The 24,180-nt window shown below is 71.2% G+C and carries 19 protein-coding genes and 1 pseudogene; 9 read left to right on the forward strand and 11 right to left on the reverse strand.

Annotated elements, in window-relative coordinates; translation table 11 throughout:
- Positions 1-743: 743 nt before the first annotated feature.
- A complete protein-coding gene (locus tag ACIBQZ_RS37915) occupies positions 744-947 on the forward strand; it encodes a hypothetical protein (protein WP_396093746.1) in 204 nt (67 codons plus the stop codon).
- A 109-nt stretch (positions 948-1,056) separates the two neighbouring features.
- Here the strand turns inward: ACIBQZ_RS37915 and ACIBQZ_RS37920 are convergent, their stop codons facing one another.
- The 7 genes from ACIBQZ_RS37920 to ACIBQZ_RS37950 form a co-directional block, all read right to left on the reverse strand.
- Entirely contained in the window at positions 1,057-4,884 is a 3,828-nt protein-coding gene (locus ACIBQZ_RS37920; RefSeq protein WP_396093747.1) for a discoidin domain-containing protein, read from the reverse strand.
- Positions 4,885-4,924: 40 nt separating this feature from the next.
- The gene (locus tag ACIBQZ_RS37925; protein ID WP_396093748.1) at positions 4,925-7,672 is read right to left on the reverse strand and encodes a discoidin domain-containing protein; all 2,748 of its coding nucleotides are present in this window, start codon (positions 7,670-7,672) and stop codon (positions 4,925-4,927) included.
- A 14-nt stretch (positions 7,673-7,686) separates the two neighbouring features.
- Positions 7,687-9,282: a glycoside hydrolase family 13 protein gene (locus tag ACIBQZ_RS37930; RefSeq protein WP_396093808.1), complete on the reverse strand. Its 1,596-nt coding sequence runs from the start codon at positions 9,280-9,282 to the stop codon at positions 7,687-7,689.
- Positions 9,283-9,410: 128 nt separating this feature from the next.
- Positions 9,411-10,379 carry a carbohydrate ABC transporter permease gene (locus tag ACIBQZ_RS37935; RefSeq protein ID WP_396093749.1) on the reverse strand — a complete coding sequence of 323 codons (969 nt, stop codon included), beginning with the start codon at positions 10,377-10,379 and terminating at the stop codon, positions 9,411-9,413.
- Between the two features lie 10 nt (positions 10,380-10,389).
- Complete coding sequence (locus ACIBQZ_RS37940) at positions 10,390-11,304, reverse strand: carbohydrate ABC transporter permease (RefSeq protein ID WP_396093750.1); 915 nt, start codon at positions 11,302-11,304, stop codon at positions 10,390-10,392.
- Between the two features lie 55 nt (positions 11,305-11,359).
- On the reverse strand, positions 11,360-12,718 hold the full coding sequence (locus ACIBQZ_RS37945) for an ABC transporter substrate-binding protein (RefSeq protein WP_396093751.1): 1,359 nt from the start codon (positions 12,716-12,718) through the stop codon (positions 11,360-11,362).
- 207 nt (positions 12,719-12,925) lie between these two features.
- A complete protein-coding gene (locus tag ACIBQZ_RS37950) occupies positions 12,926-13,939 on the reverse strand; it encodes a LacI family DNA-binding transcriptional regulator (protein WP_396093752.1) in 1,014 nt (337 codons plus the stop codon).
- Between the two features lie 240 nt (positions 13,940-14,179).
- Here ACIBQZ_RS37950 and ACIBQZ_RS37955 point away from each other — a divergent pair, with 240 nt between their 5' ends.
- From ACIBQZ_RS37955 to ACIBQZ_RS37980, 6 genes are read left to right on the forward strand one after another with little or no spacing between them, the layout of a single operon-like run.
- The gene (locus ACIBQZ_RS37955) at positions 14,180-14,653 is read left to right on the forward strand and encodes a methyl-accepting chemotaxis protein (RefSeq protein WP_396093809.1); all 474 of its coding nucleotides are present in this window, start codon (positions 14,180-14,182) and stop codon (positions 14,651-14,653) included.
- Between the two features lie 17 nt (positions 14,654-14,670).
- Positions 14,671-15,045, forward strand: a complete 375-nt coding sequence (locus ACIBQZ_RS37960; RefSeq protein ID WP_396093753.1) for a MerR family transcriptional regulator — start codon at positions 14,671-14,673, stop codon at positions 15,043-15,045.
- A 4-nt stretch (positions 15,046-15,049) separates the two neighbouring features.
- Positions 15,050-15,496 (forward strand): YchJ family protein, encoded by a 447-nt coding sequence (locus ACIBQZ_RS37965; protein WP_396093754.1) that lies wholly within the window; start codon positions 15,050-15,052, stop codon positions 15,494-15,496.
- Positions 15,497-15,541: 45 nt separating this feature from the next.
- Entirely contained in the window at positions 15,542-16,399 is an 858-nt protein-coding gene (gene kynA / locus ACIBQZ_RS37970) for a tryptophan 2,3-dioxygenase (RefSeq protein WP_396093755.1), read from the forward strand.
- On the forward strand, positions 16,396-17,625 hold the full coding sequence (kynU, locus tag ACIBQZ_RS37975; RefSeq protein ID WP_396093756.1) for a kynureninase: 1,230 nt from the start codon (positions 16,396-16,398) through the stop codon (positions 17,623-17,625). Before kynA ends, kynU begins: the two co-directional genes overlap by 4 nt.
- The gene (locus ACIBQZ_RS37980) at positions 17,622-18,764 is read left to right on the forward strand and encodes an amidohydrolase family protein (RefSeq protein WP_396093757.1); all 1,143 of its coding nucleotides are present in this window, start codon (positions 17,622-17,624) and stop codon (positions 18,762-18,764) included. The genes kynU and ACIBQZ_RS37980 overlap by 4 nt, the downstream gene beginning before the upstream one ends.
- Before the next feature lie 153 nt (positions 18,765-18,917).
- On the opposite strand, the pseudogene ACIBQZ_RS37985 reads toward ACIBQZ_RS37980, so the two are convergent.
- Positions 18,918-19,181, reverse strand: a pseudogene (locus tag ACIBQZ_RS37985) (helix-turn-helix transcriptional regulator); the annotation flags it as partial.
- Between the two features lie 66 nt (positions 19,182-19,247).
- On the opposite strand from ACIBQZ_RS37985, the gene map reads away from it, so the two are divergent.
- Positions 19,248-20,030: a type I methionyl aminopeptidase gene (gene map, locus ACIBQZ_RS37990; RefSeq protein WP_396093758.1), complete on the forward strand. Its 783-nt coding sequence runs from the start codon at positions 19,248-19,250 to the stop codon at positions 20,028-20,030.
- Here the strand turns inward: map and ACIBQZ_RS37995 are convergent.
- Both ACIBQZ_RS37995 and ACIBQZ_RS38000 read right to left on the reverse strand, forming a co-directional pair.
- Positions 20,020-21,039 carry a Gfo/Idh/MocA family oxidoreductase gene (locus ACIBQZ_RS37995; RefSeq protein WP_396093759.1) on the reverse strand — a complete coding sequence of 340 codons (1,020 nt, stop codon included), beginning with the start codon at positions 21,037-21,039 and terminating at the stop codon, positions 20,020-20,022. The two genes, map and ACIBQZ_RS37995, sit on opposite strands and share 11 nt — an antisense overlap.
- Before the next feature lie 46 nt (positions 21,040-21,085).
- On the reverse strand, positions 21,086-22,540 hold the full coding sequence (locus ACIBQZ_RS38000) for a diguanylate cyclase domain-containing protein (protein ID WP_396093760.1): 1,455 nt from the start codon (positions 22,538-22,540) through the stop codon (positions 21,086-21,088).
- Between the two features lie 102 nt (positions 22,541-22,642).
- Between ACIBQZ_RS38000 and ACIBQZ_RS38005 the strand changes: the two genes are divergently transcribed.
- Positions 22,643-23,464 carry a methyltransferase domain-containing protein gene (locus ACIBQZ_RS38005; protein WP_396093762.1) on the forward strand — a complete coding sequence of 274 codons (822 nt, stop codon included), beginning with the start codon at positions 22,643-22,645 and terminating at the stop codon, positions 23,462-23,464.
- Here ACIBQZ_RS38005 and ACIBQZ_RS38010 read toward each other — a convergent pair whose 3' ends face one another.
- Positions 23,465-24,136, reverse strand: coding sequence for a hypothetical protein (locus ACIBQZ_RS38010; RefSeq protein WP_396093763.1), 672 nt, complete (start codon positions 24,134-24,136; stop codon positions 23,465-23,467). It abuts the gene before it with no gap.
- Between the last annotated feature and the right edge of the window lie 44 nt (positions 24,137-24,180).

Here is a 24,180-nt window from a genome sequence, read left to right on the forward strand (position 1 = left end):
GTGCCGGGACCACGCTCCGTGCCGGGACCACGCTCCGTGCCGGGAACACGTCCCGTGCCGGGAACACGCCTCGTGCCGGGACCACGTCCCGTGCTGGGACCACGCTCCGTGCTGGGACCACGCTCCGTGCCGGGAACACGCCTCGTGCCGGGACCACGTCCCGTGCTGGGACCACGCTCCGTGCTGGGACCACGCTCCGTGCCGGGAACACGCCTCGTGCCGGGAGCACGCTCCGCGGCCGACAGCACCCGCAGCCGGTAGCACCCGCAGCCCGGCCCGCACCGCAACGCACCCCGACCGGAACGACGCTTCCCCGCACGACCGGCCGCCGATCCACCGCCACCCGCCTGCCGCCACCCACTGCCGCGGCCCCGGACCCGCACCGCCCGGCTTCAGCACGGCCGGGCGACAACCACCCACCCAACACTGCGCCGTCCAGCGATCCGCGTGCGGGTCCGGGTTGAGCCAGCCAGCCTTCCCTCGAAAGGGCGAGTTGACACCGACGCGCCACCGGTCACGCAGAAGGCTCCAGAGGGGCCACTTCTTGCCAAGGTCTACCGCCGACAATAGGTACAAACAGACCGTCACCAACCGCGCGGGCGCCGCGCAAGCCGCTGCGTCCCGTGGTGCCGGGCCGCGGCACTTCGTCGACCGGCCTAGGCCTTCGGCTGGCTGGGTCGGGAGGCCGCTGAGAGAGCGGTCGGGTATGGCGGTATGTAACGAGTCGTTCACGCGCTTTCGCTATGGTGACCGAAATACGCCAGTTACGAGCATATTCGCGTGATACGGAAAGGGCCAAAGACGCCGATGCTGTCGGCCAGTTGGTCAGTGCCGGGGATGTGGTGGTCTGGCTGGACGGCTACCAGCTCGACAGGCGCGGTCATGCGGTGGCCTGCCGCCGCATCTTCGTCCGCCTGGCCGGGCTGGGCCGGCTCCGCACGCCGTAGACCGGACGAGCGAGGGCCCGCACCGCGGAGTCGGTGCGGGCCCCTGCTGTCCGGTGGTCAGTTGCGGATGATGGTGCCGGTGGTCAGTTGCGGATGATGGTGCCGGTGGTCAGTTGCGGATGATGGTGAACGTGTTGGTCGTGTTCTCGATGTCCTTGAAGTTGTTGCTCAGCCGCAGGTTGGTGAACGTCGCCGAGCCGACCGCCGGCCCCTGGTTCGCCTCCGGCATCGGGTTGGCCCAGATGCCGTAGCCCGACTTGGCGTCGTACGCGTCACCGCTCTTCCGCGCCCCGGTGATCGAGACGTTGGTGAACACGGTGTCCTTGATCGGGAACTGCGGCTGGCCGCCCACGTAGTTGGTCTGGAACATGATGCCCGAGTAGGTCGGGTCGACGATGTCGACGTTGCTGACCCGGATGCCCTGGAAGACCTTCGACGCGGAGAAGACCCAGATCGCCGGGAACACCTGGGCGCCCCAGAAGTGGCCGCCCGCCCGGACGATCGAGATGTTGTCGAACACCGTCGGCGGGCTGGCGCCGAAGCCGTTCATCGGGTAGCCGAAGTCCAGCGAGCTGATCGTGATGCCCGAGTAGACCAGGGTGTCCGCGATGTAGATGTTCTTGAACGTGTTGGCGTAGCCGCCGTAGACCGCCAGGCCGGCGGCCCGCCAGGTCAGCGTCGAGGACAGGTTGGAGAAGACGTTGTTGATCTCGTCGGAGCCGCCCGCGTCGATCGCGGAGAACAGCGCGAAGCTGTCGTCACCGGTGGCCCGGGCGTCGTTGTTGTCGACCAGGTTGTCGGTGCTGCCGTTGGTCATGTTGACGCCGTCGGCGAACAGGTTGCGGATCCGGGAGTTCTTGATCGTCATGCGGTCGGTGTTCGCGCCCCAGTAGAGGCAGACCGTGTGCTCGGCCCAGATGTTGTCGATCGTGATGTTCGAGACGTTGGCCAGGTCGAACACCTTGCCGGGGCCGTCGATCCGGGTGGTGTAGTTGCCGAAGAAGGCGAAGTTCCGGAACGTGCTGCCGTTGGCGGTGGCGTCGGCCCGGAAGCCGGCGTCCGTCTCCGACTGGTTCTGCGGGGTGTAGAAGCGGGTGTACCAGGGGCCGGCGCCGACGACCTGAATCGCCTTGCCGTACACCTGGAACTTGTTGGCGGTCGAGTAGTCACCCGCGGGCAGGTAGACGCCGACCTTGCCGCTGTCCTGCCGGGCCGCGTCGAACGCCGCCTGCACGGACTGCTGGTCGAAGCCCGCCGGCACCACGTACGTGGCCGGGTTCGGGTTGGCGACCGGCGCGACCTGCTCGGTGTTGATGAAGTCGATCGCGATGTTTCCGCCGTTGCCCGAGTCCTTCTGCAGCTTGATCACGCTGCCCGCGGCGACCGTGCCGTTGAGCAGGATGTTCGCCTCGTCGTAGATGTGCCGCGGGTCCGAGCCCGAGTTCTGCGGCGCCGTCTCGTTGCCGTAGAGCCACGCGTACTTGGAGTTCAGCGGCAGCGTCTTGTGCAGGGTGCCGTTGACGTAGACGTTGATCGAGCTGGTGGTGGTGTCCGGAATGGAGAACCGGGCGACCAGCGTGTTGGTGCTGGCCCGGGTGGTCCACTGGACGTAGGCGCCGGTCGTGTTCAACGTGACGGCCTTGCGGCCGGACGCCTCACCGGCGAGGTCACCGACGGTACGGTTCGGGCCCACGACCGCGGCGCCGCCGCCGGTCTGGCCGTCCTCGGCCTCGTACATGTCGTACGGCATGTTCGCGCCCCGACCGACGAAGAACGGCTTCTCGCTGGTGTTGTTGGCCTGCTTGACCGGCAGCTCGTTGCCGTCGTTCGCCAGCACCGTGCGGACGGTGTACTTGCCGTTGACCGCGACCCAGGTGCCCAGGTCGATCGCCGGCGAGGACGCGCCGGGCGCCAGGGTGCCCGAGTACGAGCCGGTCAGCGTCCTGATCGTGGCGCCCGAGTCGGAGAGCACGGTGACCGTGACGCCGTGCGAGCCGGCGGCCGAGGCCTGGGTGCCCTCGTTCCTGATGGTGACCGAGAAGGTGACCGTCTGGCCCGCGGACGGGTTGCCCGGCGACCAGCTCACCACGGAGGCGACCAGGTCCGAGCTGCTGACCGGGGCGACCACCAGGTTGGTGGGGCTGGTGTACGAGTTGTTCGCGTCGTTCTGCTCGACGACGGTGTTGGCCTCGTCGACCTTGGCGCTGAGCACGTAGGTGCCGGCGTTGCGCGCGCCGATGTTCGCGGTGACCGTGGCGGACGCCCCGGCGGCGAGGGCGCCGACGTCGGCCGTGCCGACCTTGGTCGTACCCAGGTAGAAGTTGACGTTGCTGGCCGGGCTGCCGGCATTGCCGGCGTTGCGCACGGTGGCCGACAGGGTCACCGCGTCGGTCTCGACCGGCGCCGCCGGCGAGAACGACAGCGCCGTGACCGTCAGGTCCGGGTTGGGCGCCGGGTTGCCGATGACCTGGAACTCCGCGACCTGCCCGCTGGGCGCGCCGGTGTTGGCGGTGAAGCTGAGCCGGATGTCCGCGGCGGTCGCGCTCACCGGCACGGTCACCGTGTTGCCGGTGGCCGGGTTGAACGTGTACGTCGCCGAGCCGACGAGCGTGGTGAACCCGGTGGCGCTCTGCTCGCGTCCCTGCACCGAGAAGGTCTGCTGACGCGTGCCCCACGCGGTGTCGGGGTTGAGCTTGACCACCACGGACTGGGTGGTGGCGTTGGCGCCCAGCTTCACGGTCAGGTTGGCCGGGTAGGCGCTGCCCTCCCAGTAGGTGGCTGTGTCGTTGTCGTTGGCGTTGGCGGCCACGAACGTGAACACCGTCGAGGAGGCCTCGATCGGCTTGCCCAGCGCCAGGTTGGTCCCGTCGGTCACGCTGCCGGTCCGGGTCACCGTGTTGCTCGCCGCCGACTCGTTGCCGGCCGCGTCCCGGGCCTTGACGTAGTACGACACCGTCGCGCTCGCGGGCTGGCTGTCCGTGTAGGTCAGCCCCGTGACCGTCGTCTTGAGTGTGCCGTTGGCGTAGACGTTGTAGCCGGTCACGCCGACGTTGTCGGTCGACGCGCCCCAGGCCAGCCGGATCTGCCCGGCCGCCGGCTGGGTGTACGACAGCGTGCCCGGCGTGCTCGGCGCGCTGTTGTCACCGCTCTGCCCGGCGCGGGTGACCGTGTTGCTGTTGCCAGAGGTGTTGCCGGCGGCGTCGCGGGCCCGCACGTAGTACGCGATCGTGGCGCTGTCCGGCTGGTTGTCCAGATAGGTCAGCACGTTGCCGGCGACCGTGGTGCGCAGGGTGCCGTTGGCGTAGACCTCGTAGCCGGTGACGCCGACGTTGTCGGTCGCCGCGTTCCAGTTCAGCCGGATCTGGCCGCTGGCCGGCTGGGAGTACGCCAGCCCGGACGGCGCCGAGGGTGCCTGGGTGTCGCCGGTGGTGGGGCCGTACACCTCGAGCTCGGAGAGCTGGCCGGCCGGCCAGCCGGTGTTGCCGGTGAAGCTCAGCCGCAGGTAGCGGGTGGTGGCCGCGCCGAAGTCGATGGTCACGGTGTTGCCCGAGGCCGGGTTGAACGTGTATCCCGCGCTCGCCTTGAGGTCGGCGAAGGCCGAGCCGGTGGTGCTGCCCTGCACGGTCAGCGTCTGGGTGCGGGTGGCCCAGGCGGCGGCCGGCGGCAGCTTGAGGACGGTCTGGTTGACGCTGACGGACGCGCCCAGGTCGACCTGCAACCACTGCGGGAACGCGTTGTTCTGGCTCTCCCAGTAGGAGCTGGCGTTGCCGTCGCCGGCGTTTCCGGGGCCGTACACGTCGGCGACGCTGCTGGCGGTGAACGTCTTGCCGGCGGCGAGGTTGGGGCCGGCGGCGGCCGCCGGGGCGGCGGGGAGGACAACCTGGATCAGTGCGGTGGCTATGGCTGCGGCGAGGAGCTGTCTGCTGACTCTTCTCATGGTGGGAGCGCGCCCTTCTTCGGTGGGGGATCGGGCTTTGTCAGGAGGTGTAGGCCTCGAGCTCGGAGATCTGGCCCGCGGGCCAGCCGGTGTTGCCGGTGAACGTCAGCCGCAGGTAGCGCTGCGAGCTCGCGGGGAACGAGACGGTCGCGGTGTTGCCGGAGGACGGGTTGAACGGGTAGCCGGCGGATGCCTTGACGGTGCTGTAGGACGAGCCGTCGGCGGAGCCCAGCACGGACAGCGTCTGGGTGCGGCTGGCCCAGGCGGCCGCGGGCGGCAGCTTGAGCACGACCCGGGAGACCGACCGGGCCTGGCCCAGGTCCACGGTCAGCGACTGCGGGAAGGCGTTGCTGCTGCTCTCCCAGTAGGTGTTGGCGTTGCCGTCGACGGTGTTGGCCGGGGTGTAGACGTCCGCCTGGCTGGTCGCGGTGACCGGGCGGCCCGCCGCGAGGTTGCCGGCGGGCGGCGGGGTGCTCCCGCCATCGGCGTACGCCTCCAGCTCCGAGAGCTGCCCGGCGGCCCAGCCGGTGTTCGCGGAGAAGGTCAGGCGCAGGTAGCGCCGCGCGCCTTCGGGGAGGTTGATGGTGACGGCCGGGTTGAAGGTGTAGCCGGTCGCGCCGACCAGCGACGAGTAGGACGACCCGTCCGTGGAGGCGGAGACCGCGATGGTCTGGGAGCGCGTCTCCCAGCCGGGCGGCAGCTTGAGGACCAGCCGGCCTACGGCCTGCGAGGAACCCAGATCAACCGTGTACGTCTGGGGGAAGGAACCGTTGGCGCTCTCCCAGTACGTGGCCGCGTTGCCGTCGACCGCGTTGGCGCCGGTGTAGGGCCCCGAGGAACTGGAGGTGGTGACGGCCTTGCCCTGGGCGAGGTTGCCGGTGGCCGGGGGTGTGGGGGGTGGCGTGGTGGGTGGCGTGGTGGGTGGCGTGGTGGGTGGCGTGGTCGGTGGCGTGGTCGGGGGCGTCGTCGGCGGGGTGGTCGTGTTGCCCCATTGCGGGGCGGGCCACGGGCCGCAGTCCGGGGTGTCGGTGTACCAGCCGGTGTTGGTGCCGGTGCGGGTGATCTGGAACGCCGGGCCGACGCAGTTGTGGATCGGCTTGGCCTGCGCGACCCCACTCGCCCGGACGTTGTCGAAGCTGACCTGGCTGGCCGCCTGCACCTGGAGCGCGTACGTGCCCGCGCCCTGGATGTTGACGTTGCTCAGGTGGATGCCGTTGGTCTGGCCCTCGATCCACATCAGCGCCGCGTACGAGCTGTCCAGGATGTCGGTGTCGGTGATGTTGACGGTCGGGTTCTGGAACGCCTCGTTGAGCGCCGAGAACCAGATCGCCCCGACGCCGAACTGCCAGTTGTAGTCGGAGTTGCCGGCCCGGATCAGGGTGTTGCGGGCCAGCGTCCAGGTGCCCTGCACGCCGGTCGCGCCGTTGACCCCCGGGTAGCGGTTGGCCACGTGGATGCCGCCGCCGTTGGTGACCGTGTCGGAGACCACGTTGTCGGTCATCACGATGTCCCGGCCGCCGTAGCTGACCAGGTTGTTCGCCAGGATCGGCGCGACCACCGTGTTGTGGGTGAAGGAGTTCGCGACGTTCGGGACGCTCTCCGCCCACATCGCCAGCCCGTCGTCGCCGGTGTTGCGGACGAAGGTGTTGGTCACCGTGGAGTTGGTGACGCCGATGTGGAAGTTCACGCCGTCCGCGGTCTGGTCCAGGATCCGGCTGTTCTTGATGGTGAAGCGGTCCATCGGGCCGTCCATCCAGGCGCCGACCTTGGTGTGCTGCATCCACACGTTGTCGATCGTCGAGTTGGACATGGCCCCGCCGAACGCGTTGACCTGGTCGTCGTCGACCCGCTCGCGGATGTCACCGATGATCGCCAGGTCCTTGACCGTGACGTTCTGGCTGGGACCGCCCTGGTTGGTGTACTTGCCGTAGATGCCGGCGGCCAGGTTGCGCTGGGTGGGGTGCCGGCCGCCGAGCACCGTGTACCAGGGACCGGCGCCGACGAGCGTGACCCGGTCCACGATGACGTGGCCGTAGAGCGTGTAGGTGCCGGGCGGCAGATAAACGGTGCCACCGGCGTTCACCGCTGCCTGGATCTTCGCCGTCGAGTCGGTGGCTCCGGTCGGGTCCGCGCCGTACTGGGCCACCGCGTCGACCGCGCCGGCCGGCTTGCCGACCGGGCCCGGCACGTTCTCGAAGTCGGCCAGGTCGATGGTGAAGGTGGGCGACTGCGCGGTCGAGCTGACCTGCAACCGCACCTTGGTGCCGGCGGCGTACGTGGTCCCGAACATGGTCCGGGCCTCGTCGTAGAAGTGGTGCGGGTTGCTGTCGCCCGGGTTGTTGTTGAACGGGTAACCGCCGTAGTACCAGCTGTACTTCGAGGTCACCGGCACGGTCTTCACGACGGCGTTGTTCACCCGCACGTCGATCGAGGCGTCCCGGCCGGCGCCGTTGTTGCCGTCCGGCAGGCTGTAGCGGAAGGTGACCGCGTTCGCCGGCTTGGTCAGGGTGAACTCGACGTACTCGCCGACGGCGTCCAGGGTGACCGCCTCGCGGCCGGACGCCTCGGACGACAACTGACCGTAGTAACGGCTGGTGCCGGTCCTTGTGCCGTTGGTGGCGGCGTTCTCCGCCTCGGTCTCGACGAACGGCACGATCGCGCCCCGGCCGGGCACGTCGAAGGGGGAGAGCCCGGCCGCGGCGGCCGGGGTGGCCGACCAGGTGATGACGGCGGCGACGGAGGCCGCGGTGAGTGTCGCGAGGGACAGATAGACGGTGCGGTTGGCCATGGGGATCCCTTTCGTCAGGTGGCCAGGCGGAGCCACACGGCGGTGTCCGGGGGGAGCAGGTCACCGTCGAGCGGACTGCTGATGAGCAGGCACTGGTCGTGGTCCGGCAGCGCGACCGCGACATCGGACATGTTGAGCACACAGGCGAAACCGGGGCCCCGGGTGTAGGCGAGCACCCCGGGGACGGTGCTCAGCCAGGCCATGTCGGCGGTGTGCAGACCCGGCTCGGCGCGGCGCAGTTTGATCGCCCCGCGATAGAGCTCCAGCATCGAGCTCGGGTCGCCGGTCTGCGCCTGGACCGTGCGGTCCTTCCACTCGGCGGGCTGGGGCAGCCACGGTTCGCCGGTGGTGAAGCCGAACGGCGGTTCGTCGCCGCTCCACGGCAGCGGGACCCGGCACCCGTCGCGGCTGTGCCCGCGGCGGCCGTACATCGGGTCCTGGAGCTGCTCGACCGGGATGTTCTCGTTCTCCCAGAGGCCGAGCTCCTCGCCCTGGTAGACGTAGGTGGCGCCGGGCAGCGAGAGGGAGAGCAGCGCGGCGGCGCGGGCCCGGCGGGTGCCGAGCTCCAGATCGACCGGTACGCCGTCCAGGTTGTTCTCGAAGCTGAAGGTGGTCTCGGTGCGGCCGTACCGGGTGACGTGCCGGGTGACGTCGTGATTGGACAGCACCCAGGTGGCCGGCGCGCCGATCGCCGCGTGCGCGTGCAGGGTGCGGTCGACGCACTCGCGCATCAGCCGCGGGTCCCAGGCGCACCCGAGGAAATCGAAGTTGAACGCGGCGTGCAGCTCGTCGGGGCGCAGGTAGTTGGCGAACCGGTCGACCTCCGGCATCCACACCTCGCCGATCAGCGCGCGGTTCGGGTAGCCGTCCGCGACCCGGCGCCAGGCGCGGTAGACGTCGTGCACCTCGTCGAGGTCGTGGAACGGGTGCGGCTGCCCATCGACCACGGCCGGCAGGTCGCGGTCCTTGAACAGCAGCGCGGCCGAGTCGATCCGGATGCCGTCGACGCCGCGGTCGAACCAGAACCGCAGGATGTCCTCGAACTCCGCGCGCACCGCCGGGTGGTCCCAGTTCAGGTCCGGCTGCTCCGGGGTGAACAGGTGCAGGTACCAGTCGCCGGGGGTGCCGTCCGGGTCGGTGGTGCGGGTCCACGTGGTGCCGCCGAACTCGCCGACCCAGTCGGTGGGCATCTCGTCGCCGTCCGGCCCCCGCCCCGGACGGAACCAGAACAGCTCGCGCTCGGGGGCGGCCGGGTCGGCCAGCGCCTTGGAGAACCACACGTGCTCGCTGGAGACGTGGTTCGGGACGATGTCGATGATCATCCGGAGGCCGGCCGCGTGCGCCTCGGTGATCAGCGCCTCGGCGCCGGCCAGGGTGCCGAACGCGGGGTCGATGTCGCGGAAGTCCGCCACGTCGTAGCCGGCGTCCGCCATCGGCGACGGGTACCACGGGCTCATCCAGATCGCGTCGACGCCGAGGTCCGACAGGTGGCCCAGGCGGGCGCGGATCCCGTTGATGTCACCGATGCCGTCGCCGTCGCTGTCGGCGAAGCTGCGCGGGTACACCTGGTAGATGACGGCGTCCCGCCACCAGGGATCCTGGTCGGAAATAGCCACGTTGACCTGCTTTCTGGGTTTCTCGACAGACAAGGAAGGGCGCACGGGCTCCGCCGACTGTCAGTCCAGGCTTGGGTAGCCACGCTGCGATCGACGGTGACCGCCTGGGGAACCGGGTGGGATCAGCCCTTCATCGAGCCCGCGGAGAGTCCGCCGATGATGCTGCGCTGGAAGATCAGGAAAACGACGATCATGGGTACGCTCGCGATGGCCAGCCCGGCCATGAACTCCGTCGGTGGCACCTGGCTGGTGTTGGAGAGGCGGCTGAGCGCGACGCTGAGGGTCTGCGATTCGGGGTCCTGCAGCACCAGCAGCGGCCAGAGGAAGTCCTTCCACATCGCGACGATGATGAAGATGGACACCACCCCGAGCACCGGCCGGGACAACGGCAGGATGATCGACCAGAGCTGCCGCAGCTTGCCGGCGCCGTCGATCGAGGCGGCGTCCAGCAGGTCGTCGGGGATCTGGTCGATGAAGCGCTTGAGCACGTAGATGTTGAACGCGTTGGCCACGGCCGGCAGCCACAGCGCCCACGGGGTGTTGAGCAGGTTGATGTGCAGCAGCGGCAGGTCGATGACCGTCTTGTAGGCCGGCACCAGCAGGGCCGAGGCCGGCAGCATCAGGCTGGCCAGGATCGCCCCGAGGATGACCTTGCCGAAGACCGGCTTGAGCTTGCTGAGCGCGTACGCGACGCCGATGTCGAACAGCAGCGAGATCAGCCAGCCGCCGAGCGCGTAGAAGACCGTGTTGGTGAAGTACTTGGCGATCCGCATGTTTGTCCAGGCGGTCGCGTAGGTGTCCGGGTGGAACGACTCCGGGACGAACGTCGGCGTGCTGCGGGCGTACTCCGCCGGGGCCTTCAGGGCGCTGATCACCATCCAGTACATCGGGAAGAGGAAGACCAGCGCGAAGACGGTCAGGGCCAGCCCGAGCACGAGGAAGTACAGGCGGCGGTGCCGCCGGAGGTCGACGGCGGAGACCAGCGTGCGGGTGGCCGGGCCGGCGCCGCCGCGACGGCGCTGCTTGCGGGGCTCGAGGGGCGCCGGGGTGACGCCGCCGAGCGGGGTCCGGGGCGGTGCGGTCAGGGTCATCGTCGTCTCCTCAGTCCGCGGTCCGGGTGAGCCGCAGGTAGAGCGCCGAGAAGGCGCCGAGCACCACGAACAGCAGCACGCTCATCGCGGCGGCCAGGCCGAAGTCCTGGTTGACCGTGAACGCGTAGCGGTAGACCAGGATCATCACCGTGATCGTGTCCGGATTGGAGGTCCCGGTCAGCTGGTACGGCTCGATGAACACCTGCATCGTCGCGATGATCTGGAGCAGCAGCAGGACCAGCATGATGAACCGCATCTGCGGGAACGTCACGTGCCGCAGCCGCTGCCAGATGCTCGCCCCGTCGAGCTCGGCGGCCTCGTACAGCTCGCCCGGGATGCCCTGCAGCGCCGCGAGGTACATCAACGTGGCGCCGCCGAGGTTCGCCCAGGTCGAGACGAGGACCAGCGAGATCATGGCGGTGCTGGAGGACTGCGTCCATTGCGACTCCGGCAGTCCCACGCCGCGCAGCAGGGTGTTGAACAGGCCGTTGCCCGGGTCGTAGAAGTACTTCCAGAGCAGCACCGCCACGATCGGCGGCAGCATCACCGGCAGGTAGACCAGCACCCGGAAGAAGCCGCTGAAGTGGCGGAACTCGTTGAGCAGCACGGCGATGAAGAACGGGAGCACAAAGCCGAAGACCAGCGCGAGCCCGGTGAAGAACAGCGTGTTCTTCCAGGCCGTGAGGAACAGCGGGTCGGCGAAGAGCGTGCGGTAGTTCTCCAGCCCCACCCAGTACGGCGGGCTGACGAAGTTGTCCTGCTGAAAACTCAGGATCACGCCCTTGACCAGCGGATACCAGGAGAAGAAGGCGAAGCACAGCAGCCCCGCCGCCATGAACGCGTACGCCAGCAGGTTGTCCTGGATCTTCCGGCGCAGGCGGGCCGTGCGGGATTCCCGCAGCTGGGCCGCCGTCAGAACCGCCATCGTCTCTCCTTGCTAGGAAGGCCGCCGGCGGATGGCCCGCCGGCGGCCCGGTCGACTACTTGACGCTTGCCAGGATGGAGTTGGCCTGGGTCTCCGCGTCGGCGAGCAGCTTGTTGACGTCGGCGTTCTTGTCCGTGAGGACCTTCTGCATGGCCACGTCCAGCGCGGCGTAGATCTGCTGCGCGTTCGGCGGCTCGAGCTTGACCGGGATGGTCGGCATGCCGGCCACGAACGCGGCGTAGTTCTCCTGCGGCACGTTCGCGTACTTCTTGTCGGCCGCGGCCTGGGTCGCCGCCGCCGCGCCGGTGAAGATCGCCGGCTCGGGCAGGCCGACCGGCTGCTTGGTCTCGCTGGCCCACTTGTTCTCGGCCTCGAAACGGTCGGCCGAGGTGAACCAGAAGGTCAGCCACTTGAGCCCGGCGTTGATCTTCTCGGGGCTCAGGCCGGCCTTGAACATGTAGCCCTCGCCGCCGCCCAGCGTGCCCTTGCCGTCCGGGATCGAGCCCAGCCCGTAGGTCTCGTACTTGCCCTTGTACTGGTTGACGATCGTCGGGATGTTGTCCGCGGTCGCCAGGTACATGCCGAGCTTGCCCGAGCCCATCTGCTGCAGCAGGTCGGCCCACTCCAGCAGCTGCTTCTGGCCCATCGAGCTGTCGGTCCAGCGCATGTCCTTCAGCTGCTGCAGGACCTGCTTGCCCTGCGGACTGTTGAACGCGGCCTTCCAGGTGCCGGCGTTGTTGACGGCCATCTCGCCGCCGAGCGAGTAGAGCTCGGTGGTGAAGTGCCAGCCGCCGGTGTTGTTCTTGCTGTAGTCGCCGTAGCCGACGGTGCCGTCGCCCAGGTCGGCGATCTTCTTGGCGGAGGTACGCACCTCGGCCCAGGTCTTCGGCGGGCTGTTCGGGTCCAGCCCGGCCTTGGTGAACAGGTCCCGGTTGTACAGCAGCCCCATCGAGTAGTTCTTGTACGGCAGCCCGTACGTGGCGCCCTTGTCGTCCTGGAAGACCCGCAGCACCTCGGGCTTGATCTCCGAGGTGATCGGGTAGTCCTTGAGGTACTTGCTGATGTCCGACACCTGGCGCTTGGCGATCAGGCTGGCCGGGTCGGTGAAGTAGACGTAGAAGACGTCCTCGAGCTGGCCACCGGCGAGCTTGGCGGGGAACGTCTGCGGGTCCATCTTGCCCTCGCGGGCGTCGATCTTGATGTTCGGGTTGGCCTTTTCGAACTCGGCCACGTTGGCGAGGAAGCGCTCGTGGGTGGCCTTCTCGGTCGCCGGGGGCAGGCCGTTGACCACCAGTGTGACCTTGCCGTCCTTGGTCGCCGCGGGGGTGTCGTCGTCGCCGCACGCGGCGGCCGACATCGCGACCCCGGCGACGAGCAGCAGCCCGAGGGCACTGCGCAGCCTGGTTCTGAACATGGGAAATAGACCCCTTCCTGGGGTGGGTGCGCGCCTTAAGGGGGTTCACTCATCGGTGCGATGTTTCGTGGCTGTGACGATACAAAGTCAAACGGTGTCCCGCAAGAAGTGAACCGACAGTAGAAAAAACGCGACGGTTGTGGGCCAGGGCACACAAAGAAGGGCGGGCCTTCCGGCCCGCCCTGATGATGAGGATGAATGTGCTGGTCAGCCGCCCGCGATGGGCACCGGACCGGTGGACCCGCGCACCACGAGCTCCGGCTCGAAGAGCAGCTCGTCGGTGGTGGCCGCGGCGCCCTCGATCTGGTTCACCAGCACGTCGACCGCGGCCTGGCCCATCAGCTCGATGGGCTGCCGCACGGTGGTCAGCGGCGGGTCGGTGCAGGTCATCAGCACGCTGTCGTCGTAGCCCACCACGGACACGTCGCGCGGCACGTCCAGGCCGAGCCGGCGGGCCGCCCGGATCGAGCCCAGCGCCAGCACGTCGCTGGCGCAGATCAGCGCCGTGACCCCGCGCTGGATCAGCCGGGTGGCGGCCAGCCGGGCGCTCTCCATGGAGAAGTTGGTCCGCTCGACCGGCCAGTCCGCCGGCGGACCGGTCCAGCCCGCGACCTCCTTGACCGCGGCCAGCTTGCGCCGCGACGGCACGTGGTCCTCCGGGCCCATCACCATGCCGATCCGCTCGTGGCCCAGCGAGCGCAGGTGCCCGAAGGCCTGCTCCACCGCCACCGCGTCGTCCGTGGAGATGTGCGGGAAGCCCAGCCCGTCGACGCCGCCGTTGACCATCACCACCGGCATCCGCCGGTCCAGCAGCTGCCGGTAGTGCCCGTGCTCGGCGTGGGCCAGCGCGTACGACCCGCCGGCGAAGACCACACCGGACACCTGATGGTCCAGCAGCATCTCGATGTAGTCGCGCTCGGGCACGCCGCCGATCGTGCGGGCGCACAGCGCCGGGGTGAAGCCGCGCTGCGCCAGCGACGCGGTCACCACCTCGGCCAGCGCCGGGAAGATCGGGTTCTGCAGCTCCGGCAGCACCAGGCCGACCAGCCGGCCGCGCTCGCCGCGCAGCTTGGTGGGCCGCTCGTAGCCCAGCACGTCGAGGGCCGTCAGCACGGACGCCCGGGTCGCCTCGGACACCCCGCTGCGGCCGTTGAGCACCCGGCTGACGGTCGCCTCGCTGACGCCGGCCTTCTTCGCCACTTCGGCTAGACGTTTGGTCACGGCGGAATCCTACGTCAGGGAGCTGCAAGACTCGTACTGGCTCTTGCAGCACCCGACGAATGCTTGACCGGTCTTGCGGATACTGTCAGTTCGTGATGGCGGTGCTCGCGTAGGCGGCCACCTGCTGTTCACCGCGTGCGGGCCGCCGCTGACCTTGCCGGGATAGCCGGAAACCGCCGCGCACGCCGGCTGCGGGATGCGATGTTGGACATCCGAGCCGCAGCCGAGGGGCGATGCGTGATGACGGACCGGGACAGCGGCTACACCTCGTCGGACAGCACGTCGCAGCCGGGGGACCGGCTCGCCGCGGTCAGCAGCGACATGGCGACGGCGACCCGGTCCGCGGTCCGGGCGGCGCAGACCGCGGTCGAGGTGATCCAGCGGCTGGAGGCCAGCAGCGCCGAGATCGGCAAGGTGCTGGAGCTCATCGCCACGATCGCCAAGCAGACCAACCTGCTGGCGCTGAACGCGACCATCGAGGCGGCCCGGGCGGGCGAGGCCGGCCGCGGCTTCGCGGTGGTGGCCGGCGAGGTCAAGGACCTGGCGACCGAGACCGCGGTCGCGACCGGCGAGATCGGCGGGCAGGTCGGCGGCATCCGCACCGACACCCGGAACGCGGTCGCGGCGATCGAGGAGATGCGCCGCCTGATCGAGGAGCTGGATCGCTGCCAGCAGGTGATCAGCGAGATCGTGCTGGAGCGGCAGGGCCGGTAGCGCGCACAATCGAGCGCATGCCGACCTATTCGCCCGGCGAGATCGCCGACAAGACCGGCTTCAGCCTCGACACCCTGCGGTACTACGAGCGGATCGGGCTGCTCGACGACATCGCCCGGACCCCGGGCGGGCAGCGGATCTTCGACGACGACGACATCGCCTGGCTGGGCATCCTGCGCTGCCTGCGGGACACCGGCATGCCGATCGCGCAGATGCGCCGGTACGCCGATCTGACCCGCGACGAGCGCACCCTGCGGGAGCGGGTGGAGCTGCTGGAGGAGCACGACCGGGAGATCGGGCGGCGGCTCGAGGAGCTGGCCGCCCAGCGCGAGCACATCCGCGGGAAGATCCGGTACTACCGGTCGCTCGACGCGGCGGGTGGGCCAGAATGAGGGCATGGCCCGACGCGCACCCCGCCGCACCGAGACGGTGACCGGATTCGACGACGCCAAGGTCTGCCCGTGCGGGCTCGGCCAGCCGTACGGTGAGTGCTGTGGCCCGGCACACCGCGGCCACGCGCCGGCCACCGCCGTGGGGCTGATGCGCTCGCGGTACACCGCCTTCACCCTCGACGACGCCGCGTACGTGCTGCGGTCCTGGCACCCGGACACCCGGCCGGCCGACGTCGAGCCCGACGCCGGCCTGCGCTGGACCCGCCTCGACGTGCTGGACACCACCGGCGGCGGGCTCTTCGACGCCGAGGGCGTGGTCGAGTTCCGGGCCCACTACCGGGACGCCGGCCGGCCCGGCGTGATGCACGAGCGCAGCCGTTTCGTGCGCCACGACGGTCAGTGGGTGTACTGGGGTCCGGTCCTTACCGACGAGGCCCTCGCCAACATCTGACGGGTGTGATCTCCTTCAGGTGGATCATCTGAGGAGGGGCTTGTCGTGTCGTCGAACCAACGGCCGCTGGAGCCCGGCATCGTCCGGGACTTCAAGGTCAACATGTCGTACGGGCGGTATCTGCGGCTGGACCAGGTGCTCTCGGCGCAGCAGCCGGTCAGCGTCCCCGAGCACCACGACGAGCTGCTGTTCATCCTGCAGCACCAGACCTCCGAGCTGTGGCTCAAGCTGATCCTGCACGAGCTGCGCGCGGTGCAGCGCCGGCTCGCCGCCGACGAGCTGCGGCCGGCGCTCAAGGGCCTGGCCCGGGTCAAGCACATCCAGCGCTGCCTGACCGACCAGTGGTCGGTGCTGGCCACCCTCACCCCGTCGGAGTACGCCGAGTTCCGCAGCTTCCTCGGCACCTCGTCGGGCTTCCAGTCGTACCAGTACCGCGCGGTCGAGTTCCTGCTCGGCAACAAGGACAGCCGGATGCTGTCGGTGTTCGACGACGACCCGGCCGCCCGGGAGCTGCTGGAGGCCGCGCTCGCGGCGCCGACGGTGTACGACGAGTTCCTGCGCTACCTGGCCCGGCACGGCCACGACGTGCCGGCCGAGCTGCTGAAGCGTGACGTGACGCAGCCGTACCGGTATCACGAGGAGCTGGTGCCGGTGTTCACCCGGATCTACGAGAACGCCGACGCCCACTGGGAGGCGTACGAGGCCTGCGAGGAGTTCGTCGACCTGGAGGAGAACTTCCAGCTGTGGCGCTTCCGGCACCTCAAGACCGTGGAACGCACCATCGGCTTCAAGGCCGGCACCGGCGGCTCCAGCGGCGTGGCCTTCCTGCGCAAGGCCCTCGACCTGACCTTCTTCCCGGAGCTGTACGCGGTCCGGACCGAGATCGGAGCGCTGGACGCGTGAGCGACGACCTGCTGACCCGCGCCGAGGCCCTGGACGCCGCCGACCCGCTGGCCCCGCTGCGCGACCGCTTCCTCACCCCGGACGGCTTCGACGTGGTGTCGTACCTGGACGGCAACTCGCTGGGCCGGCCGCTGCTGGCCACCGCGCAACTGCTCGACGAGTTCGTCCGCGAGCAGTGGGCCGGCCGGCTCATCCGGGGCTGGACCGACGGCTGGCTGGAGTGGCCGCTGCGGCTCGGCGACCGGCTCGGCGCGATCGCGCTCGGCGCCGCCGCCGGCCAGGTGGTGGTCGCGGACTCCACGACCGTGCTGCTCTACAAGCTGTCCCGGGCGGCCGTCGACGCCCGCCCCGGCCGGCGCCGGGTCGTGCTCGACACCGACAACTTCCCCACCGACCGGTACGTGCTGGAGGGCATCGCCGCCGAACGCGGCCTCGAGCTGGTCTGGGTCAAGACCGACCCGGCCACCGGCATCACGCCGGCCCAGGTCGCCGAGGCGGTCGACGAGGACACCGCGCTGGTGCTGTTCAGCCACGTGGCGTACCGGTCGGGCTGGCTGGCCGACGCCGCCGAGATCAACCGGATCGCGCACGCCGCGGGCGCGCTGACCCTGTGGGACCTGAGCCACTCGGCCGGCTCGGTCCCGGTCCGGCTCGACGACTGGGGTGTGGACCTGGCCGTGGGCTGCACCTACAAATACCTCAACGGCGGCCCCGGCGCGCCGGCCTTCGGCTACCTGCGCCGGGAGCTGCAGGGCGAGCTGCGGCAGCCGATCCAGGGCTGGATGGGCCATCGGGCGTCGTTCGAGATGGGCCCCGGGCACGAGCCGGCCGAGGGGGTGCGGGCGCTGCTCAGCGGCACCCCGCCGATCCTGGCGATGGTGCCGCTGCACGCCAACCTGGACATGCTGGCCGAGGCCGGCATCGAGGCGGTCCGGGCCAAGTCGGTGCTGCTCACCGGTTACGTGCTGGAGCTGGCCGACCGCTGGCTGGCGCCGCTGGGCGTGGCGGTGGTCAGTCCGCGTGAGCCCGATCGCCGGGGCGGGCACGTGACCCTGCGCCGGCCCGGCTTCGCGCAGCTGCTGGACACGCTGTGGGACCACGGTGTCATCCCGGACTATCGGCAGCCGGACGGCATCCGGATCGGCCCGGCGCCGCTGAGCACCAGCTTCGCCGAGGTGCACCGCGGCCTGAGCGTGCTGCGCACGCTGCTCGAGAAGCAGTTGTGAACGCGGCCGGCGCGGAGTGGCTGCTGCCGGACTCGCTGTGGTGGGACGGGCGGCTGCGCACGGGCGTGGCGCTCGGCCCGCCCGCTCCGGAGGGGGCCGGGCGCGCCGACCGTCCCGGCCTGCTCGCGTCGGAGGGGGCCGGAGGTGACGGCCCTCTCGGCCTGCTCGCGTCGGAGGGGGCCGGAGGTGACGGCCGTCCCGGCCCGCCGGCGTCGGAGGGGGTCGGGCGGGAGGTCGTGCCGGTCGGTGCGGTGCCGGCCGAGGCGTCGCGGCGGCGGTTGCCCGGGACGGTGCTGCCCGGGTTGTGTGACGCGCACGTGCACTCGGCGCTGGTCCACCTGCCGACGGTGTACGCCGGTGGCATCTCGTCGGTGTGGGACCTGGGCGGCGTACCGGAGAAAGCTGCCGCCCAGGCCGCGCGGGGAGCGCCCGCCATGCGCTTCGCCGGACCGTTTTTGATCGCTCCCGGCGGTTATCCGGCCGACCGCGCCTGGGCGCCCGCGGGCAGCTGCCGTGAGGTGCGCTCGCCGGCTGACGCGGTTGAGGCGGTCGCCGAGGCGCGGGCCGTGGGAGCCACGCTGATCAAGGTGACGGCGCACGCCGGCGGCCCGCTGCTCGACGCCGCGACGCTGGCCGCCGTGGTCGACGCCGCGCACGCGGCGGGCCTGCCGGCGGTCGTGCACGCGGAAGGACCGGGCACGGTCGTGGCCGCGCTGGGCGCCGGCGCCGACTTCCTCGCGCACACGCCCTGGACCGAGGAACTCGACGACGGCCTGATCCGGGACTGCGCGGCCCGGATGACCTGGATCAGCACCCTGGACATCCACGGCTGGGGCGCCGCCACGCCGGAACGCGACACGGCGGTCGCCAACCTGCGGCGTTTTCTGGGCGCGGGCGGCAGGGTCCGCTACGGGACCGACCTGGGCAACGGGCCGCTGCCGCCCGGCATCAACGTGCGTGAGCTGCGCGGATTGCAGCAGGCCGGGCTGAGCCCGACCGACATCCTGACCGCGATGACCGAGCCGGGGCGCGGGGAGCCGGCCTGGTTGCCGGCCGGGCTCGACCTGGCGCCGGGGACGTTCGCGGACTCCCTGGCGACCGCCCGGGTGCTGGGCGACGAGGTGCGCCCGCGCCGATAGCTACGAGGCCAGCCGCTCACCGGGGTGGTGCGCCGAGCCGGCGAGCCCGGCCGAGGCGGTGAGCCCGGCCGAGGCGGTGAGCCCGGCCGAGGCCCCGGCCGCGCCGGTGAGCCCGGCCCCGGCCGCGCCTGCGAGCCCGGCCCCGGCCGCGCCTGCGAGCCCGGCGCCGGCGTCGATGCGGTTGATCTCCGACCACACCGCGTCGAGGGAGAGCCCGAGCACGTCGGCGATCGCGGCGATGGTCGGGAAGGCCGGGGTGGCGACGCGGCCCGACTCGATCTTCCGCAGCGTCTCCGGGGAGACGCCGGCGTCCAGTGCGGTGATGAGCATCGATCTCTGCCCGCGGGCGCGGCGCAGCAGGGCGCCGAGGCGCTGTCCGCGTTCGACCTCTGCGGGGCTGAGCGGCAACCTGACCATGGCTCCGATTCTAGTACCGGGATAATATGGCCGGGATACTTATTGGTCGTTCGAGTAAGGCGCCGCATGATCGAGATCCTTGACCCCACCGACCTGCCTCGCGCGCGGGAGGCAGGCGCCCTGGTCGCCGGCATCCTGCAGGCGCTGAAGAGCCGCAGCACGGTCGGCACGAACCTGCTCGACATCGACCGCTGGGCGCAACGCATGATCACCGAGGCCGGGGCGCAGTCCTGCTACGTCGACTACGAGCCGTCGTTCGGGCGCGGGCCGTTCGGCCACTACATCTGCACGTCGGTCAACGACGCCGTGCTGCACGGGCTGCCGTACGACTGCCCGCTGGCCGACGGCGACCTGCTCACGCTCGACCTGGCCGTCTCCCAGGGTGGCGTCGTCGCCGACTCGGCCGTCAGCTTCATCGTCGGCGACACGACGCACCCGGAGAGCCTCGCGATGATCGACGCGACCGAGCGCGCCCTGGCCGCGGGGATCGCCGCGGCCGGCCCCGGCGCCCGGATCGGCGACATCTCCCACGCCATCGGCTCGGTGCTCAGCGCGGCCGGTTATGCCATCAACACCGAGTTCGGCGGGCACGGCGTCGGCTCGACGATGCACCAGGACCCGCACATCTCGAACACGGGCCGGCCCGGCCGCGGCTACAAGCTGCGCCCCGGGCTGCTGCTGGCGCTGGAGCCGTGGATCATGGCGGACACCGCCGAGCTCGTCACCGACGCCGACGGCTGGACGCTGCGCAGCGCGACCGGCTGCCGGACGGCGCACAGCGAGCACACCATCGCCATCACCGACGACGGCGCCGAGATCCTCACCCTGCCGGAACGCCTCAGAGCGTGACCGTCTCGCCGGTGGTCGCGCTGATCCGGGCCGCGTCCAGCACGTCCATGGCGCGGACCGAGTCCCACGGGTCGACCGGCGCCGGCCCCTCGCCACGGACCGCCGCCGCGAACGCCGGGTAGTAGCTGTCCCACCGGCCGCGCTCGCTGCGCACCGGTGCGCCGGTCGCGCCCCGGTAGAGCCGGCCCCAGGTGTGCTCCGGCTCGACGCCCCAGCGCTCGCCCAGGTCGGCGGGGGAACGGCCGGCCTTGAGCGCGGCCTCCTGCCCGTCGATGCCGTCGACGATGTAGGTGCCGGTCGTGCCGCTGACCCGCAGGCGCGGTCCGGGCGCGGCCTGCCGCCAGCTGCCCCACAGGTGCGACTCGACGCCGCCGGAGTGGTGCAGGGCCACGAAGACGTCGTCGTCGAGCTCGCCGTCGCCGCGCATCTCGGCGTACACCCGGGTGGCCGGGCCGAAGAGCAGGTGCGCCTGGTCGACCAGGTGCGCGCCGAAGTCGAGCAGCGTGCCGCCGCCGGCCGCGGGCGGCTCGCGGTCCGGCGCCCAGCGCTCGAAGCGGGACTCGAACCGGCGGACCTCGCCCAGCGCGCCCTCGCCGATCAGCCGGCGCAGGGTGAGCAGGTCGGAGTCCCAGCGCCGGTTCTGGTAGACGCTGAGCAGCACGCCGGCCTCGGCCGCCAGCGTGGTGACCTCGCGGGCCGCCTCGGCGTCCAGCGCGAACGGCTTGTCCACCACCACGGCCAGGCCGAGGGCGACCGCCTCGCGGGCCAGCGGGATGTGGGTGGTGGCCGGGGTGGAGACGGTGACGGCCTCGACGCCCGCGGCGGCCAGCTCGGCCAGCGAGTCGTAGGCGGGTACGTCCGGGTGGGCCTTGGCCAGCGCGGCGCGGCGCTCCGGGGAACGGGTCACCACGCCCGCGAACTCGACGCCCTCCGCCGACGCGAGCAGGGGAGCGTGGAAGATCCGCCCGCCGGAGCCGTACCCCACCAAGCCGAAACGTGTCGCCGTCATGAACGGGATCCTACGTCCCGCGATCTTCGCGGTCCCGGGCACCAGCTCAGGCGTGCTGGAGGCGGTCGCCGTGCCGGGCCGGGTCGTAGCGTTCGACCCGGCTCTTGCCGGCCGCCTTTGCCGCGTACATGGCCAGGTCGGCGTGGCGGGCCAGCTCCTCGGCGCCCAGGCCCGGGGTCGCCGCCGCGATGCCGATGGAGGCGCCCACCGCGACGGTGGCGTGGGTGAGCCGTACCGGCGCCAGGATCGCGGAGCGCACCAGCCGGGCCGTCGCCTCGGCGGCGCCGGGCTCGGCCAGCCCGGTCAGCAGCAGGGCGAACTCGTCACCGCCGAGCCGGGCGGCCAGGCTGCCGGGCCCGCCCGCGTGGACGATCCGCGCGGCCAGCTCGACCAGCAGCTCGTCGCCGGCCGCGTGCCCGTGCGTGTCGTTGACCGCCTTGAAGTCGTCCAGGTCGAGCAGCAGCAGCGCAACGCTGCCCGGCGCCCCGGCCGCCGTCGCGGCGGTCAGCTCGCGGAAGAACTTGACCCGGGTGGGCAGGCCGGTGAGGTGGTCGTGGTGCGCCCGGTGCTCCAGCTCGGCGTGTGAGCGGCAGGCGCCCTCGCCCAGCACCACCTGGTTCGCCACGGTCCGGAACGCGGCCAGCACGTCGTCCGCGATCGGCTTGCGCCCGCCGACCAGCAGGTGCAGGTCGGCGGAGAAGGTCTCGATCCGCCAGTGCCGGTGCCCGGGCACGAAGGCCCCGAACGCGGCCGGGTCGGCGATCACCGACTCGGCCACCGTGCGGTGCCGCAACGACTCGGGCAGGCCGGCCAGGTTCGCGACGAACAGCCCGTGCTCGCCGCGGCGCAGGATCACCATCACCACGCCGGGGGTCAGCGCGATGATCTCCTCTGCCGCCTCGATGCCGGCCCGGCGCACCGCGGCGACCTCGGTGAGGCTGATCATCCGGCTGCCGGTCCGGGCCAGCACCGCGTCACGGGCGCCGACCCGTTCCTGGTGCCGCAGCGCCAGGTAGACCCCGCGGGTCAGCACGCTCGTCAGCAGCAGGGGCGGCAGCAGGTTGAGCACGGGCGGGGAGTTCCAGGGGATGATCCGGCCCAGCGAGAGCGGTGAGATGGCGACCGCGGCGAGCACGGCCAGGTAGCTGCCGATGGTCCGGACCACCCAGAGGCTGGTCGGGCCGTACAGCGAGAGGCCGAGGGTCACCGCGAGGGCCAGGCCGACCGTGGCGAGCGGGTCCCGCAGGCCGGCGCCGCCGACCGTGATCAGCACCGGCAGGGTGAACGAGTCCCACCAGGGTGCCCGGCCGCGGACGTGGGTCAGCACCACCGCGATCATCACCAGCAGGACGGACAGGAACGCGGCCAGGTTCCAGCTCGGCGACCGCTGCTCGTTGCCGATCTGGAAGAGGTCGCCGAGCAGCGCCAGGGCGCCGATGACCATCGCGGCGAGCCTGGTGCGGTCCAGGTTGCCGGTGGGCAGGTGCCGGAAGCGGGTCACATGTCACCCGATCGGTGAAAGTCTCCGGAATCCAAGCCTTCCCGTGTCGGAAGGTTGACGGCCGCCCGCGGCGGGGGCCCGCGCCGCGCAACGATCGGTGCCATGGAGCCCGCACAGCTGGACCGCACCCCGTTCGCGGACCTCGACGCCATGCCACCGGACATGTTCGCCATGCTGGTCGCCGCCCTCGAAGGCATGTCCCGGCACCCCGAGATCCGCCGGGTCCGGCACACCGCCTGGCAGGCGCTGCGCCCGGCTCCGGGGCAACGGCTGCTGGACGCCGGCTGCGGCGCCGGCGACGTGGCCCGCGCGCTCGCCGCGGCGGTCGCGCCGGGCGGCGAGGTGGTGGCGCTCGACTACTCCGCCGCGACGCTGGCCGCCGCCCGCGAGCGCCACGACGGCGGCGACATCCGGTACGTGACCGGCGACGTCTCCGACCTCGACCTGCCGGACGACAGCTTCGACGGCGTCTGGTGCGAACGGGTGCTCCAGCACGTCGACGACGCCGACGTGGCGATCGGCGAGCTGATCCGGGTGACCCGTCCGGGCGGCCGGATCTGCCTGCTGGACACCGACTGGGGCTCGCTGGCCTTCGACGGGGTGGACGCCGGCCTGGCGCAGACCATCGTCGGCCACATGCACGGCCGGCTCACCCCGCGCCAGCTCGACATGGGCCGCACGCTGCGCCGCCGGCTGGTCGGCTACGGCCTGCACGACATCGTCGCGGCCCCGGTCACCTGCTATTTCCCCGACCCGGACTCGGCCGCGGTGGTGCTGCCGATGGTCAACCCGAAGGTGCCCCAGGAGTCCTGGATGACCCCGAACGGCCTGCGCGAGCGCTGGTTCGACCAGGTTGAGCGGGCCGGCGAGGACGGCGAGTTCCTGGCGGTGCTGACCATCTGGGTGGTCGCCGCCACGGTCTGATCAGCCGTCCGTGCGGCGGAAGTGCTGGCGCTTGCGCTCGTCGCGCACCACGAAGCCGAGCCGGGCCAGCTCGTCCCGCAGCTCGCGGGCGTCGTCGGCGTCGCCGCGCTCCAGGGCCTGCCGACGGGCGGCAAAGAGCGCCGCCGCCTCCGCCGGGACGTCCGGCAGGTCCGGCACCCATCGCCGGTAGGCGTCGGCGTAGGGATCGTGGTGCGACCAGACCGGCCCGAAGGCCGCGGCCAGCTTGCCGGCCGAGGTGTTGGCGGGCTCCCGGGCCAGTTCCCGCCCGGTCCGCCCGAGCAGCACCAGCTGGTCCCGCTCCCGGTAGGCCACCGCCACCTCGCCGCGCGGCACGGTCCGGGTGCTCCCGGGCCGGTGCAGCGTGACCTCGGTCCCGGAGATCCGTACGGTCAGCGACTCCCGGTCGATCAGGCCGGCCAGCACCAGCCCGGCGACCGCGCCGAGCAGCAGGGCGCCGCTCGTCGCCCAGGGCTCGGCGAACCGGTCCAGCAGGCGCAGCGGCCCCCGCATCGGGACGAACGGGATGCGCAGCAGCCAGCCGGGCAGCTGGTGCAGCACCACCCAGCCCAGCCCGGCGCCGGCGGCGGGCAGGACCGCCCACACCGCCGCCCGGATCCCGATCGAGGTCGCCGCGGTCGTCTCGTTCGTCACGACTGCCGAGTCTCCGGCCGCGGGCGCCCGTCCGGCCAGCGGCA

Origin of the sequence: Actinoplanes sp. NPDC049599 (assembly GCF_044465625.1) — a bacterium.
Lineage (GTDB): Bacteria > Actinomycetota > Actinomycetes > Mycobacteriales > Micromonosporaceae > Actinoplanes.